Origin of the sequence: Agromyces sp. 3263, assembly GCF_031456545.1 — a bacterium.
In the GTDB taxonomy this organism is placed as follows: Bacteria; Actinomycetota; Actinomycetes; order Actinomycetales; family Microbacteriaceae; genus Agromyces.
Genome location: NZ_JAVDUV010000001.1, coordinates 711,024 through 724,810 on the forward strand (window position 1 = coordinate 711,024; position 13,787 = coordinate 724,810).

General features: G+C 71.3%; 12 protein-coding genes. 6 read left to right on the forward strand and 6 right to left on the reverse strand.

What is annotated here, in order from left to right; genetic code table 11:
* Nucleotides 1-291 precede the first annotated feature (291 nt).
* The 3 genes from J2X63_RS03135 (at nt 292) to J2X63_RS03145 (ending at nt 3,533) form a co-directional block, all read left to right on the forward strand.
* Nucleotides 292-1,356, forward strand: a complete 1,065-nt coding sequence (locus J2X63_RS03135) for a substrate-binding domain-containing protein (RefSeq protein WP_309973803.1) — start codon at nt 292-294, stop codon at nt 1,354-1,356.
* 126 nt (nt 1,357-1,482) lie between these two features.
* Entirely contained in the window at nt 1,483-2,238 is a 756-nt protein-coding gene (locus J2X63_RS03140; protein ID WP_309973805.1) for an ATP-binding cassette domain-containing protein, read from the forward strand.
* Nucleotides 2,235-3,533, forward strand: a complete 1,299-nt coding sequence (locus J2X63_RS03145) for an ABC transporter permease subunit (RefSeq protein ID WP_309973807.1) — start codon at nt 2,235-2,237, stop codon at nt 3,531-3,533. The genes J2X63_RS03140 and J2X63_RS03145 overlap by 4 nt, the downstream gene beginning before the upstream one ends.
* Nucleotides 3,534-3,600: 67 nt before the next feature.
* On the opposite strand, the gene J2X63_RS03150 is transcribed toward J2X63_RS03145, so the two are convergent.
* Together J2X63_RS03150 and J2X63_RS03155 are read right to left on the reverse strand one after the other, a co-directional pair.
* Nucleotides 3,601-4,725 (reverse strand): AI-2E family transporter, encoded by a 1,125-nt coding sequence (locus tag J2X63_RS03150; RefSeq protein ID WP_309973809.1) that lies wholly within the window; start codon nt 4,723-4,725, stop codon nt 3,601-3,603.
* A 115-nt stretch (nt 4,726-4,840) separates the two neighbouring features.
* Nucleotides 4,841-5,884, reverse strand: a complete 1,044-nt coding sequence (locus J2X63_RS03155) for a serine/threonine-protein kinase (protein WP_309973811.1) — start codon at nt 5,882-5,884, stop codon at nt 4,841-4,843.
* A gap of 284 nt (nt 5,885-6,168) precedes the next feature.
* Here J2X63_RS03155 and J2X63_RS03160 point away from each other — a divergent pair, with 284 nt between their 5' ends.
* On the forward strand, nt 6,169-7,647 hold the full coding sequence (locus J2X63_RS03160; RefSeq protein ID WP_309977775.1) for an MDR family MFS transporter: 1,479 nt from the start codon (nt 6,169-6,171) through the stop codon (nt 7,645-7,647).
* Here the strand turns inward: J2X63_RS03160 and J2X63_RS03165 are convergent.
* The 3 genes from J2X63_RS03165 to J2X63_RS03175 form a co-directional block, all read right to left on the reverse strand.
* A complete protein-coding gene (locus tag J2X63_RS03165) occupies nt 7,644-9,089 on the reverse strand; it encodes a lipase maturation factor family protein (protein WP_309973813.1) in 1,446 nt (481 codons plus the stop codon). The genes J2X63_RS03160 and J2X63_RS03165 overlap by 4 nt on opposite strands.
* A gap of 272 nt (nt 9,090-9,361) precedes the next feature.
* On the reverse strand, nt 9,362-10,792 hold the full coding sequence (locus J2X63_RS03170) for an NAD(P)/FAD-dependent oxidoreductase (protein WP_309973814.1): 1,431 nt from the start codon (nt 10,790-10,792) through the stop codon (nt 9,362-9,364).
* 19 nt (nt 10,793-10,811) lie between these two features.
* Entirely contained in the window at nt 10,812-11,552 is a 741-nt protein-coding gene (locus tag J2X63_RS03175) for an NUDIX domain-containing protein (RefSeq protein WP_309973816.1), read from the reverse strand.
* A gap of 81 nt (nt 11,553-11,633) precedes the next feature.
* Here J2X63_RS03175 and J2X63_RS03180 point away from each other — a divergent pair, with 81 nt between their 5' ends.
* Nucleotides 11,634-12,443: an MBL fold metallo-hydrolase gene (locus J2X63_RS03180; protein WP_309973817.1), complete on the forward strand. Its 810-nt coding sequence runs from the start codon at nt 11,634-11,636 to the stop codon at nt 12,441-12,443.
* Nucleotides 12,444-12,447: 4 nt separating this feature from the next.
* Here the strand turns inward: J2X63_RS03180 and J2X63_RS03185 are convergent, their stop codons facing one another.
* Nucleotides 12,448-13,023 (reverse strand): NADPH-dependent F420 reductase, encoded by a 576-nt coding sequence (locus tag J2X63_RS03185; RefSeq protein ID WP_309973819.1) that lies wholly within the window; start codon nt 13,021-13,023, stop codon nt 12,448-12,450.
* Nucleotides 13,024-13,125: 102 nt separating this feature from the next.
* Here J2X63_RS03185 and J2X63_RS03190 point away from each other — a divergent pair, with 102 nt between their 5' ends.
* Nucleotides 13,126-13,647, forward strand: coding sequence for a MarR family transcriptional regulator (locus J2X63_RS03190; RefSeq protein ID WP_309973820.1), 522 nt, complete (start codon nt 13,126-13,128; stop codon nt 13,645-13,647).
* Nucleotides 13,648-13,787: the final 140 nt, after the last annotated feature.

Below are 13,787 nucleotides of genomic sequence, written 5' to 3' on the forward strand. Positions count from 1 at the left end.
GGATGCCGCGTACGGGCGCGCCGGGTCGGCCGGCGCACCCGGTCGGCCGGCGCGTCGCGTGGGGTCGCGGTGCCACTCGGTGCCCCCATTCCGGGGGCGCGACGTGAGAGCGCTCCCCCGCATTCGCCAGCGGGTACCGCTTTCCCGCTTACTGACACGTCAGTAAGTTACGGAAGCGTTATCAACCGTTTTGTTCCGCTGTCCCACATTTGCGTCATCATTGCTGTGCCGCCGCCAAGGATGACGGCGGAACCCTCGAGGGGTCGACCTCAATCACAGAAGGGGAGAGCCATGAAGACACCTTCATTGGTCTCTACTGCAGCGCTCGTCGGTGTCTCGGCGTTGCTGCTGGCAGGTTGTTCGAGCGGCGGCAGCGGCGGAGAGAGCGACGGGGGCGACGCGGCAGCGACGCGTGCCTGCGTCATCCTCCCCGACGCCGCGTCATCGCCGCGCTGGGAGAACAACGACCGCCCGTACCTCGAGGACGGCCTCACGGCCGCCGGCTTCGAGACGGACATCCAGAACGCGCAGGGCGATGTCAACAAGTACGCGACCATCGCCGACCAGCAGCTCAGCAAGGGCTGCGGCGTGATGCTCCTCGTCGACTACAACGGCGCAGGCGCCGCGGTGGCCGCCAAGGCGAAGGGCGAGGGCATTCCCGTCATCGCCTACGACCGCCCCATCGAGGGCGTCGACTACTACGTGTCGTTCGACAACGCGGAGGTCGGGCGGCTCGAGGGCCAGTCCATCGTCGATGGCCTCGCCGCCGCCGGCAAGGACCCGGCCAGCGCCGTCGTCGTCTACATGGGCGGCGACCCGACCGACGGCAACGCGAAGATGTTCCACGACGGAGCCGTCGAGGTCATGGAGGCAGCAGGCATCAAGCCGGCGGCCGAGCCCCCGGGCGTCTGGGACGGCGAGAAGTCGGCGACGAACTTCGAGCAGGCGCTCACCTCGCTCGGCGGCAAGGTCGACGCGGTGTGGGTGGCCAACGACACCAACGCCGCCGGCGTCATCACGGTCCTCGACAAGAACGGCCTCGTCGTTCCGGTCTCGGGCCAGGACGCCTCGATCGCGGGCCTGCAGAACGTGCTGCTCGGCAAGCAGACCGCCACGGTCTACAAGCCGATCAAGCTCGAGGCCGACGCCGCGATCGACCTGGCGACCAAGCTGCTGAAGGGCGACACTCCCACCGCCGACCAGGAGCTCGAGGACGGCACGCCCTACATCGCCGTGACGCCCCAGCTGGTCGGACCCGACCAGGTGGCCGACGTCGTCGACGCCGGCGATGCCGACCCGGCCGAGCTCTGCCAGGGCGAGGTCGCCGCCAAGTGCGGCGAGTACGGCATCGAATAACCAGTTCCACCCTCGGGGCCTCGGCCACGGCGTCATCGCCGCGGCCGGGGCCCCGATCCCCTCTCCCGGCGGCAGCCGGCGAGTGCCACACTGAGAGCCAGACAGCGCCGTCGAAAGGAACCCGGCATGGAAGACGTGCCCATCATCGAGCTGAGCGGAGTCGTCAAGAGCTTCGGCCCCGTCAGCGTGCTCAAGGGCGTGGATCTCAAGGCCTACCCCGGCAAGGTCACCGCGCTCGTCGGCGACAACGGGGCGGGCAAGTCCACCCTCATCAAGGGCCTGGCGGGCGTGCAGCCCTACGATGCCGGCAGCGTGAAGTTCGAGGGGCAGGAGGTCGCCCTGCACACGCCCCGCGAGGCCTCCCGGCTCGGCATCGAGGTCGTCTACCAGGATCTCGCCCTCTGCGAGAACCTCGACATCGTGCAGAACATGTTCCTCGGCCGCGAGGAGACCGAGTTCGGCACCTTCGACGAGGGCCGCATGGAACGGCAGGCGTCCGACACCCTCCGCTCGCTCTCGGTGCGCACGGTGAAGTCGGTGCGGCAGAAGGTGTCCTCCCTCTCGGGCGGCCAGCGCCAGACCGTGGCCATCGCCCGGGCGGTGCTGAAGAAGGCGCGCGTCGTCATCCTCGACGAGCCCACCGCGGCCCTCGGCGTCGCCCAGACCGAGCAGGTGCTGAACCTCGTGAAGCGCCTCGCCGAGCAGGGCGTCGCGGTCATCATCATCAGCCACAACCTCGTCGACGTGTTCGCCGTGGCCGACCACATCAACGTGCTCTACCTCGGGCAGATGGTCGCCTCCCTCGAGACGAGCCAGACCACGAGCGACGACGTCGTCGGCTACATCACCGGCACCAAGACCCCCGCAGGAGCCTCCGCATGAGCACGCAGAAGACGACGCCGACGGCCGACGACCCCGTCGCCGAGGCCCCGGCGACCTTCGTCGCGGCCGACCTCATCGGCAGCGGCCAGGAGGGCGGCATCGGCGATCAGGTGCGGGCCTGGTTCCAGCGGGTGCGCAGCGGCGAGATGGGCGCCCTGCCCGCCATCGGCGGGTTCATCGTGCTCAGCATCATGTTCTCGATCCTCAGCCCGTTCTTCCTGACCGAGCGAAACTTCGCGAACCTCATGACGCAGGCCGCCACGCTCGTCATGCTCGGCATGGCGCTGGTCTTCGTCATCCTGCTCGGCGAGATCGACCTGTCGGCCGGCGTCACCGCCGGCGTCACGATGTGCATCTTCATCGTGCTGGTCAACGTGCAGGGCATCAACTGGATCGTCGCGCTCGCGATCGCGTTCTTGGCCGGCATCGCGATCGGCACGTTCATCGGGTTCTTCGTCGCCAGGGTGGGCATCCCGTCGTTCGTCGTGACACTGGGCCTCTTCCTCGGCCTCCAGGGCTTCGAGCTCATCATCATCGGCTCCGGCGGCCTCTATCGCGTGCAGGTGCCCGAGATCCTCGCCATCCAGAACAGCAACCTGCCGACCTGGGCCGGGTGGGTCATGCTCGTCGTGATCGTCGCCGTCTCGGCCGCGACGTCGTTCTGGGACCGGTCGCGTCGCAACCGCGCCGGGGTGCCGAACCGCGCCATCTCGCTCGTCTGGATCAAGCTCGGCGTCATCGCCGTGCTGGGCGGCGTGGTCGTGTACATCCTCAACCAGGACCGCGGCCAGTCGCTCCGTGCCGTGCAGGGCGTGCCCATCGTCGTGCCGATCGTGCTCGTCATCCTGTGGATCGGCACGTTCGTGCTCGACCGCACCAAGTACGGTCGCTACATCTACGCGATCGGCGGCAACGCCGAGGCGGCCCGCCGCTCGGGCGTGAAGGTGATGATGATCCGCTGGACGGCGTTCATCGTCTGCTCCACCCTCTCGGTCGTCGCCGGACTCTTCTCGATCAGCAAGGTCGGGTCGGTGGATGCCGCAGCGGGCCGCGATCTCGTGCTGAGCGGCGTCGCGGCGGCCGTCGTCGGCGGCGTGAGCCTCTTCGGCGGTCGCGGCCGGCTCATGCATGCCGCGATCGGTGCCCTGGTCATCGCCGTCATCACGAACGGCCTGGGCCTGCTCAACCTGCCGGCCGGCGTGAACTACGCGGTCACCGGCGGCGTGCTGATCCTCGCGGCCACGGTCGACGCCGTCTCGCGCACGCGGGCGGGCGGGTCGCTCGTCCGAACCTGACGCACCACGATGCACGAAGCGGATGCCGCGGGCTCGTCGCCCGCGGCATCCGCTTCGTCGTTCGTGGCTAGCGCACGTCCTGCCGGGGGAACACGACCTTCTCCACGATGATGATGAGCGAGGCGGCGACCGGGATCGCGACGAGCGCGCCGAGCACGCCGCCGAGTGTGCCGCCCGCGACGGCGGCGATCACGACGAGCGCACCGGGCACCGCGACGGCACGGCTCATGATGCGGGGGCTCAGCACGTAGGCCTCGACCTGCATGTAGATCAGGTAGTAGATCGCCGCGACGAGCGCGGTGAGCGGCGAGGCGGCCAGGCACACGAGCGAGATGATGATCGCGCCCGTGAGCGTGCCGACGAGCGGCACGAGCGAGAACAGGAAGGCGATGAAGGCCAGCAGGATGGGCGCCGGGGCGCCGATGATCGACAGGAAGATGAGGCTCAGCACGCCGTTGATGGACGCGAGCGACACCTGGCCGATCACGTACCGGCCCACCGACCCGGTGATCTCCTCGGAGACCGAACGGAAGCCGGGTCGCGAGCTGGCCGGCACGAACCGAGCCGAGTAGCGCTTCATGGAGGCGAGGGACGCCAGGAAGTAGAGCGTCAGGATGAGGACGATCGTGGCGCCGGTGAAGCCGCCGGCGATGCCGGCGCCGACGGCGAGGATGCCGCCGGTGAGCGCGCCGAGGTTGTCGGGGTCGGCGAACCAGTCGCCCGCCCCGTCGATCGCCTGCTGGATGGCGTCACCGCCCACCAGGGAGTTGAGCCAGCCCACCAGGTCGCTGTTCTTGATGTTCTCGACGATCGAGTCCCAGTCCTCCACGATGATCTGCGTCTGCTCGATCACGATGGGCACGAGGGTCGCGATGAGTCCCACGAACACGCCGATGACGACGACGAAGACGAGCAGGATGGCGAGCCAGCGCGGGATGTCGCGCCGCTGCATCCAGCTCACCACCGGGTCGAGGCCGAGCGCGAGGAAGAGGGCGAGCGCCACGTAGAGGATGACCGTGCCGAGCTGGCCGAGGATGCCGCCGAGCAGGATCGCGAGCAGCACGCCGAGCGCCCCGACGAAGCCGATGCGGAACGCTCGGATCTTGACCTCGGGACCGGCCGACTCGGCGTTGGCGGTGACTTCCGCCGCGGGCGGCGGCTCGACCACCCCGGCGCGCTTTCGTCTCAACATGGCCATGACGCTACGCGTTCCCGCCGACGCGGTGGCGCGCCGCGCCGGATCAGGGTCGCGCACCACCGGGTCGCGACGTGCCGCCGGGTCGGCGGGTACCGCGGGGTCGACGGCGTCAGAACGCGACGACACCGGCGACGATCCCCACGACGACGGTCACCGCGGCGGCGAGGCCGAGGATCGCGGCGCCGGCGACGACGGCGCCGCGGCCACGTGCCGCGGTGCCCTCGGGCACTCGTGCGACGCTGCGCGTGCGGGAGGGACGGGCTCGACGGCTCTCGTGCTTCCCGCGCCCGGTGATGATCATGCCGCGGATGATGTCGCGCATGCTCGCGGCCACGTCGTGCGCGGTGGGCCGCACGGCCGGATCGGTCGAGGTCATCGCGGCGAGGAGCGACTGCCACTGCTCGGGCAGGTACTCGGGGATGTGCGGCGGGCGGTGCAGCCTGGCGAGGGCGGCCTCGATGGCACTGCCGGTGTACTCCCGCTCGCCGCGCAGCGCCTCGAGGAGCACGAGGCCCAGCGAATAGACGTCGCTCGACGTGCCGATCTCCTCGCCCCGCGCCTGCTCGGGTGAGATGTAGGCCGCGGTGCCCATGATGGCGCCGTCGCTCGTGAGGCGGGACCCGTCGATGAACTGCGCGACGCCGAAGTCGGCGAGCTTCGCCATGAGCGTGTAGCCGAGCGTCGGAACGTCGGCGACGAGGATGTTCTCGGGCTTCACGTCGCGATGCACGATGGAGTGCCCGTGCACGTAGCTCAGCGCATCGGCGATCTGGGCGCCGACGTCGGCGACCTGGCGCTGGGTCATGGGCCCTCGTGCGAGGCGGTGCGCAAGCGAGCGCCCCTCGATGTACTCCATCACGACGTAGCGGCGCGCGGCGCCCTCGTGGAGGAGGGTGCCGGCGTCGTGGATGTCGACCAGGCCGGGATGGTTCAGGCGGCTGAGCAGCCGGATCTCGCGCTCCCGGCGTTGCAGGTCGGCGACCGTGTCGTCGGTCGCCCGGAACACCTTGACCGCGACGTCGCGGCCGAGCTCGGTGTCGCGGGCACGGTAGACGTCGGCCATGCCGCCCGAGCCGAGGTGCTCGCGGAAGTCGTAGCGTTGTCGGGAGTGGTCGGGCGCGGCGGCGGTGTCCGCGAGGGTGGGGTCGGTCATGGGTCGGCTCCTGATGTCACTGCGCGCCTCGGGTTCGACGCACTCCGCATCGATGGACTCATGCGTGTGGTCAGGTTACACAAGGACCCGAGACCGGCCCGAGGGCTTGCGCTGCGGCCGATCGTGCCGTATGCCGGGCGGGTCGGGAATGCGCGCACGCGCGCTGCGTTGTGGTTGAGGGTGGGGTGCGCCGCGGCCCGCGAGCCGCACGGACGAGGAGGAACGTGACCGAGCAGACCGCCGTGGGATTCCGCTCCGACCGAGGGCCGGTGCTCATCGCCCTCATGCTATCGACGGGACTCGTCGCCATCGAGGCCACGATCCTCGCCACGGCCGTGCCGTCGATCGTCGCCGACCTCGGCGGCTTCACGCAGTTCCCCTGGCTGTTCTCGGTCTTCCTGCTCGCCCAGGCGGTGTCGGTGCCCGTCTACTCGAAGCTCGCCGACACGGTCGGCCGCAAGCCGATCATCCTCATCGGCATCGGCTTCTTCCTCATCGGGTCGATCCTCTGCGGCGTGGCCTGGGACATGACCTCGCTCATCGTGTTCCGCGCGGTGCAGGGCCTCGGCGCCGGCGCCGTGCTGCCCGTGTCGATCACGATCACGGGCGACATCTACACGGTGCGCGAGCGGGCGCGGGTGCAGGGCTACATCGCGAGCGTGTGGGCCGCGTCATCCGTCATCGGGCCCTCGCTCGGCGGCCTGTTCGCCGAGTTCCTCACCTGGCGGTGGATCTTCTTCGTGAACATCCCGCTGTGCCTCATCGCCGCGCTGATGCTGGTGCGCAACTACCACGAGAACGTGGAGCGGCAGAGGCACCGCATCGACGTCGCCGGCGCCGTGGTGCTCACCGTCGCCCTGACGCTGCTCATCCTCGCCGTGCTCGAGGGCGGACAGGCGTGGGCGTGGAACTCGTGGCAGAGCATCGGGGCGTTCGCCCTCGGCCTCGTGCTCATCGTGGTCTTCGTGCTCATCGAGCGGCGGGCGGCCGAGCCCGTGCTGCCGCTCTGGGTGTTCTCCCGGCGCCTCATCCTCACGACGTCGCTCATCTCGTTCGGCGTGGGCGCGGCCCTCATCGGCCTCACGTCGTACGTGCCGACGTTCCTGGAGATGACGGCCGGTGCGACCCCGATCGTGTCGGGTCTCGCGGTCGCGGCGCTCACCCTGGGCTGGCCGATCTCGGCGTCGCAGTCGGGCCGCATCTTCCTGCGCATCGGATTCCGCAGCACGGCGTTCATCGGCCTCGGCATCGCGGTGCTCGGGGCGATCGGGCTCTTCGCGGCGTCGCTCGTGCCGAACGTGTGGACGACGGCGATCGCCTGCTTCGTCGTGGGGCTCGGCCTCGGCCTCGTCGCCTCGCCCACGCTCATCGCGGCCCAGTCGTCGGTGCCGTGGACCGAGCGCGGCGTGGTGACCGGCGCGAACATGTTCCTGCGCTCGATGGGCAGCGCCGTCGGCGTGGCGATCTTCGGCGCGATCGCGAACGGCGTCATCGCGAGCACGGGCCTCGGCGAGCACTCCCCCGTCGCCATCCACGCGGCCTCCACGGCGGTGTTCTTCGCGGTCATCGTCGCGGCGGTGGCCACGATCGCCGGCGCGGCCGCCATGCCGAGCGCGCACGTCGACGACATCGAGCACCGTCCGGCCGAGCCGGCGGCCGCGCCGGCGGCCGCGCGGGAGGTCGCGCCGGAGGGCGCGGCGGAGGCCGGGCACCCCGTCGGCGAGGTCGAGCAGGCGGTCGCGCCGGAGCGCAAGCCGCGCTAGTCGGCCCGCATGCCGGCAGGCCCGATGACCTCGCGCTCGAAGGTGCGGATCCAGCGTTGCCGCTTCGCCCGGTACTCGGCGTGCGTCGCGAATCGGTAGTGGTAGGCGTGCACGCGCACCCACGTCGGCGCGGCGCCGTCGAACGGATCGTGCGCGAGGAGCCGCAGCGTGGCGGCATCCGCTTCGAGCAGGCGCAGCAGGAACATCTCGAACCACGGCTCCCACATGCGGCCGAGCGGCAGGAACCACATCAGCCAGTCGAGCCGCAGGTGGTACGGCGCCCACTGCCGCGGCACCGCGCGTACGTCGCCCGGCTTGCCCTTGAAGCCGTACTCGCGCCAGTCCGACCCGTCGTCGGGCGATGGGTCGAGCGTGCCCTCCACGACGACCTCGATGCGCCGCTTCGTGACCGTGCCGAACGCGCCGTAGGCGTTCACGAGCATCCAGCGGTTGAAGCTCGCGTTCATGAGCTGCCGCCGCGAGAGCAGGTTGCGGATCGGCCACCAGCTCAGCACGAGCAGCAGGGCGGATGCCGCGAGCACCACGATCGCCCACCAGATCGGCGTCGTCGCGGCATCCGTGCCCAGGTCGGCCGGAATCGCCGGGATCGCCCAGTGCCAAGCCGAGTCCGTGATGGCGGATGCCGCGAGCACCACGGTGATCCAGTTCAGCCAGGCGAAGTTGCCGGTCACGATGAGCCACAACTGGGTGAGGATCACGATGGCGGCCGCGATCGAGCCGATCGGGCCCGGTACGAAGAGCAGGAACGGCACGACGAGCTGGGCGAAGTGGTTGCCGAGCACCTCGCCCCGGTGGAACCACTTCGGCAGCAGGTGCGCCTGCCTGCTGAGCGGGTTCGGCATCGGCTGGGTCTCGTGGTGGTACATGAGGGCGGTGAGGTCGCGCCACTCCCGTCCGCCGCGGATCTTGATCATGCCCGCGCCGAACTCGAGCCGGAACACGAGCCACCAGATCGCGACGATGATCGGGATCGGGGGCGGCTGGTCGTTCGAGCCGAGGAACGCCACGGTGAACAGCGCCTCGCAGAGCAGCATCTCCCACCCGAAGCCGTAGAACGTCTGGCCGACGTTCACGATCGAGAGGTAGAGGATCCAGAGCGCGAGGAACACGACGAGCGGCACCCAGGGCGGGCCGAGCTGCGGCAGCCCGATGACGACGGATGCCGCGAGCACGATGCCCGTGACCGCGACGGCGACGAGGCGCCGATCGGTGTAGCCCCAACGGAACACGCTCGGCCCCCGGAGCCGGCGGGCGATGCGCAGGAGCTCGGGCACCGGCAGCAGGCCGTGCTCGCCGAGCAGCGGACGGAACTGGTTCAGCGTCGAGAGGAACGCGAGGAGCGCGAGCGCCCCCACCCCGCGCTGCAGCACCTGGCGGGCGATCTCGTAGTCGTGCGCGTCGAACCAGTCGGGCCAGTCCACGCCCTCACGCTACGCCCGGCTGCCGCGCCGCCGGAACCCGCTTGCGCGGCGCGCCCCGGCGCCCCGACCTCCCACCCCCACCGCCGAAATGGAGGAACTTCTGGGCACACGCCCGCGTGTCCCAGCACGGCACGCCGGGGCATCCCCCGCTTCCTCCTCCATTTCGCACGTGAGCGGATGCCGCGGGGCGAGCATCAGCCGGGTGACGGATGCCGCGAGGCAGGCGCGAGCGCCGGCGCGGGACCCTCAGGCGCAGGATGTCGCGCGCGCCGTCAGGCGATGCCGAACTGCTCGCGGAGCGCGAGCTTCGCGGCGTACCAGCCGTTCAGGCCGTGCACCGCGGGTCCGGGCGGGGTCGCGCTCGAGCAGAGATACACGCCGCGCAGCGGGGTGCGCCACGGCGCCCGCGACACCACGGGCCGCTTCACGAGCTGCGCCAGGCTCAGCTCACCCGAGTAGATGTCGCCGCCGATGGAGTTCGCGTTGTGCGCGGCGAGGTCGACGGCGGTGCGCTGGGCCGAGCCGAGCACGAGGTCGCGGAACCCGGGGGCGAACCGCTCGACCTCGCGGGTGACGAGCTCGGTCGCGTCGAGTGTCGACCCGGCGGGCACGTGCGTGTACGCCCAGAGCACGTGCTTGCCGGTCGGCGCGCGCGACGGGTCGACGACGGTCGGCTGGGTCGCGAGCACGTACGGATGCCGCGGCGCACCGTCGTCCACGCCGGGCTGGCGCCCCTGCTGCACGGCGTTCTCGGCCGCGGCGATCTCGTCGCGCGACCCGCCGAGGTGCACCGTGGGCGCGAGGCCGACCTCGGGGTTCGTCCACGGCACCGGCCCGTCGAGCGCGAAGTCCACCTTGGCGACGCCCGAGCCGTAGCGGTACCGGCGAAGGGCGCGGGCGTACCCCGCCGGGAGGTCCGCGCTGAGGAGCAGCTCGGGTGCGGTGTCGAGCAGCACCACGCGGCTGTGCACGTCGCCGACCGCGCGCACCGGGGCATCCGTCACGATCTCGCCGCCGAGTGAGCGCAGCTCGTTCGCGAGCGCATCGGCGATGACCTGCGAGCCGCCCTTGGGCAGCCCCCAGCCCACGCCGTGCGCGTGCATCGCGAGCAGCAGTCCGGCGCCGGCCGTGGCGAGCGACGGCTGCCGGCCCGCGGCGTGCGCCATCACCCCGGTGAGGAGCGCCGGCGCGACGTCACCGGCGAAGCGGGCGTCCCATCGGGAGGTGCCCTGCTCGAGCGCGCGCAGCCCGAACCGCGCCGTCGCGATCGGGTCGCGCGGCACGCGCAGCAGCTGCGAGCCGGTGAACTCGGCGACCCCGCGCTGCCGGGCGAGGAGCGGCGCGATGAGCCGCCGCCACGCCGGTCCGTCGCGTCCGAGACCGGCGACGGTGCGGTCGAGCTCGCGCCAGGCGATGCCCGCGCGGCCGCCGTCGAGGGGGTGCGCGTACGACGCCTCGGGCACGATCCACTCGAGTCGGTCGAGCAGGCCGAGCCTGCGGAACACCGGTGAGGCGAGCGCGGCCGGGTGCACGGCCGAGCACACGTCGTGCCGGAAGCCGGGGAGCGTCAGCCCGGCCGAGCGCACGCCCCCGCCGATCGACGACTCGGCCTCGAGCAGCCGGACCGACAACCCGGCCCGCGCCGCGACGACCGCCGCGACGAGGCCGTTCGGCCCGCTCCCGACGACCGTGACGTCGATCACGGGCTGTGGGCTCACCGCGTCAGAACCCGGCTCCCATGGTGTTCACGTAGATCCACGGCAGGCGATCCATCACCAACCGATGCTGGTTGCCCTCGGCGTCGGGCCCCTCGTCGGGCACGGCCGGGTTCGACGACTGACGGCGCTGCTGGCTCTCGTGCTCGTCGTCCTCCTGCCAGAGGATGGTGCGGCCGTCGTCGCTGACCTGGCCGACATACGGCTTCACCTCGCCCGAGCGCAGCTCGGCGAGGGCCGCGTCGACGGATGCCGCACGCTGCAGCCCGTACAAGGTCACCCAGGTCGGCGGCCACAGCGTCAACGAGCCGGCGGCGTGCCGGTCGAGCGCGTCGACGGGTCGGAACCACTCCACCGCCATGACCTCCTCGGGGGCCGGGGTGATCTCCCCGTCGGGCACGCGCACGGCGAAGAAGGTGGTCCGGAGCTGCTTGGGCGAGTTCTTCGGGGGCGTCCAGTGCGAGAACGGCACGAGGTCGTAGCGGTCGAGCTCGAGTCCGATCTCCTCGCGCGTCTCGCGCACGGCGGCGCGGCGCGCGGCGTCCTCGGTGTCGACCGAGCCGCCGAGGGCGTCGGCCTCGTCGACGGCGCCGCCGGGGAAGACCCACGCGCCCGCGAACGAGCCGCGGTCGCGCGGCCGCTCCGCGAGGAGCACCTCGACGCCGCGTTCGCCGTCGCGCAACAGGACGACGGTGGCCGCTGCGCCGGAGACCTCATCGTTGGTGAGGGATTCAAGGTCGCTGTTCATGCCTTCAGACTAGGCCGCGCGCGCGGCGAGCGCACCGATTCCGACCGCCCGAGGCGCGCCCCCGGTGGATACACTTCGGGCATGCAACTGCCTCGATTCCGCGGACCCGACGACGAGGCCGTGTCGCCGTTCGCGACGTTCGTGCGCGCGCCCAATCCCGGGCCCATGACGCTCGACGGCACGAACTCGTACGTGCTGCGGGCGCCCGGCGCCGTGGGCACGGTCGTGGTCGATCCCGGTCCCTCGATCGCGTCGCACCTCGACCGCCTGGCGTCGTTCGGCCCGGTCGAGCTCGTGCTGCTCACCCATCACCACCCCGACCACAGCGAGGCGCTCGCCGAGTTCTCGGCCCGGGTCGGCGCGCCCGTGGCCGCGGTCGATCCCGCGTTCTGCATCGATCGTGCGCCGCTCATCGACGGCGAGGTGATCGAGGCCGCCGGCATCGAGATCGGGGTCATGCGCACTCCGGGGCACACGTCCGACTCGGCGTGCTTCGTGCTGGCCGACGACGGCGACCACGGGTCGGTGCTCACGGGCGACACCATCCTCGGCCGCGGCACGTCGATCATCGCCGATCCCGACGGGGCGCTCGGCCCCTACCTCGAGTCCCTCGGCCGGCTCAAGGCCCTCGCCGGATCGGTGCGCGGAATGGTGGCCGTGCTCCCCGGACACGGACCGGTGCTCCGCGACCTCGGCTCGATCTGCGACGACTACCTCGTGCACCGCGCCGACCGGCTCGAGCAGGTGCGCCGTGCCCTCGCGAAGCTCGGCGCCGACGCGTCGGTCGACGAGGTCACCGACCTCGTCTACGTCGACACGGATGCCGCGGTGCGGCCCGCCGCGGAGGCATCCGTTCGAGCGCAGCTCGTGTACCTCCGCGGGCGGGCGTAGCGCGTCAGGCCGCGACGAGCGCGAAGCCGCCGGTCCAGCCGATCTGCTCGCCGACGGCGGCGGTCAGCTGGAGGAAGCCGAGCGACTCGAGCTCACGGGCGCGTGCGAGCCTGCCGGCGTCGACCGCGTTGAGGCCGCCGGCCCGCACGACGTCGGCGAGGGCCTGCTTGGCCGGCTCGTCGTCGCCGGCGATGAGCACCGTCGTGGGCAGGCCGCCGATGGTCTTCTGCGCGAGGGTCGCGGCGAAGTTGGTGTTGAACGCCTTGAGCACGCGCGAGTCGGGCAGCGCCTTGGCCAGCTCACTGGCGCGCGAGCCGTCGGCCGGCACGACGAGCGAGTCGAAGGTCTCGAAGTTCAGCGGGTTCGTGATGTCCACGACGATCCGGCCGGCGAGGTCGGCCCCACGTGCGGCGACGATCTCGTCGATGGCGAAGTGCGGCACGGCGAGCACCACGATGTCGCCGGTGATGGGGTCGCTCGTGTCGCGGCCCACGACCTGGACGCTGTTGCCGCCGGCGGCCACGATGGCCCCGATCGCGCTGCCCATGTTTCCCTTGCCGATGATGCTGACCGTGGTCATGTCGTCCTCTCGTGCGCCCCTGCGGACGCGGTTACTTGTTGGTACAACCATCACCGTAGCCGCAATCAGTTGTCGCGTCAACCAATGGGGTAAGATCGAGTCATGACGAGCGAGACGAGATGGCTGAGCACCGAGGAATCCGCCGCCTGGGTGCGCCTCGTCGCGCTCACGGAGCTGCTGCCCGGTGCGCTCGACGCCCAGCTGCTGCGCGACGCCGGGCTCACGCACTTCGAGTACGGGGTGCTCATGGCGCTCGGCGCGGCATCCGACCGCACCATGCACATGACCGAACTCGCCTCCCGAACCAACGCGACCCTCCCCCGCCTGTCGCATGTCGCGCGGCGACTCGAGGAGCGCGGGCTCATCCGCCGGTTCCCGTGCCCCGAGGACCGTCGCGCCACGAACGCCACCATCACCGACGCCGGCCTGCAGCTCATCGCGGATGCCGCGCCCGGCCACGTCGACACGGTGCGGTCGAACGTGCTCGACGCGCTCTCCCCCGAGCAGCTCGAGCAGCTCTACGCCATCGCCGGGGCCGTGCTCGCACGGCTCGACCCCGACGAGCGGCTGACGGCGACGTCGTGCCAGTTCAGCGAGGGTCCGGCCGTCGCCCGCGCGGGCTGACCGCCTCCCCGATCGAGGAGCGCGGAGCCCCGGTAGCCGCGCCCATGTCGAGAGCGCGCAGATTGCGGGTGCTCGTCCGTCGCACCCACGTTCTGCGCGCTCTCGATGAGGTCGGTCGGTCAGGCAGCGCGGCCGAGCGC

Bases quoted from the DNA above. Each gene is read 5' to 3' on its own strand.
- J2X63_RS03155 (WP_309973811.1), bottom strand. From the start codon at position 5,884: ATGACCGACCCCACCCTCGCGGACACCGCCGCCGCGCCCGACCACTCC.
- J2X63_RS03150 (WP_309973809.1), bottom strand. From the start codon at position 4,725: ATGTTGAGACGAAAGCGCGCCGGGGTGGTCGAGCCGCCGCCCGCGGCG.
- J2X63_RS03160 (WP_309977775.1), top strand. From the start codon at position 6,169: ATGCTATCGACGGGACTCGTCGCCATCGAGGCCACGATCCTCGCCACG.
- J2X63_RS03180 (WP_309973817.1), top strand. From the start codon at position 11,634: ATGCAACTGCCTCGATTCCGCGGACCCGACGACGAGGCCGTGTCGCCG.
- J2X63_RS03190 (WP_309973820.1), top strand. From the start codon at position 13,126: ATGACGAGCGAGACGAGATGGCTGAGCACCGAGGAATCCGCCGCCTGG.
- J2X63_RS03145 (WP_309973807.1), top strand. From the start codon at position 2,235: ATGAGCACGCAGAAGACGACGCCGACGGCCGACGACCCCGTCGCCGAG.
- J2X63_RS03185 (WP_309973819.1), bottom strand. From the start codon at position 13,023: ATGACCACGGTCAGCATCATCGGCAAGGGAAACATGGGCAGCGCGATC.
- J2X63_RS03175 (WP_309973816.1), bottom strand. From the start codon at position 11,552: ATGAACAGCGACCTTGAATCCCTCACCAACGATGAGGTCTCCGGCGCA.
- J2X63_RS03140 (WP_309973805.1), top strand. From the start codon at position 1,483: ATGGAAGACGTGCCCATCATCGAGCTGAGCGGAGTCGTCAAGAGCTTC.
- J2X63_RS03135 (WP_309973803.1), top strand. From the start codon at position 292: ATGAAGACACCTTCATTGGTCTCTACTGCAGCGCTCGTCGGTGTCTCG.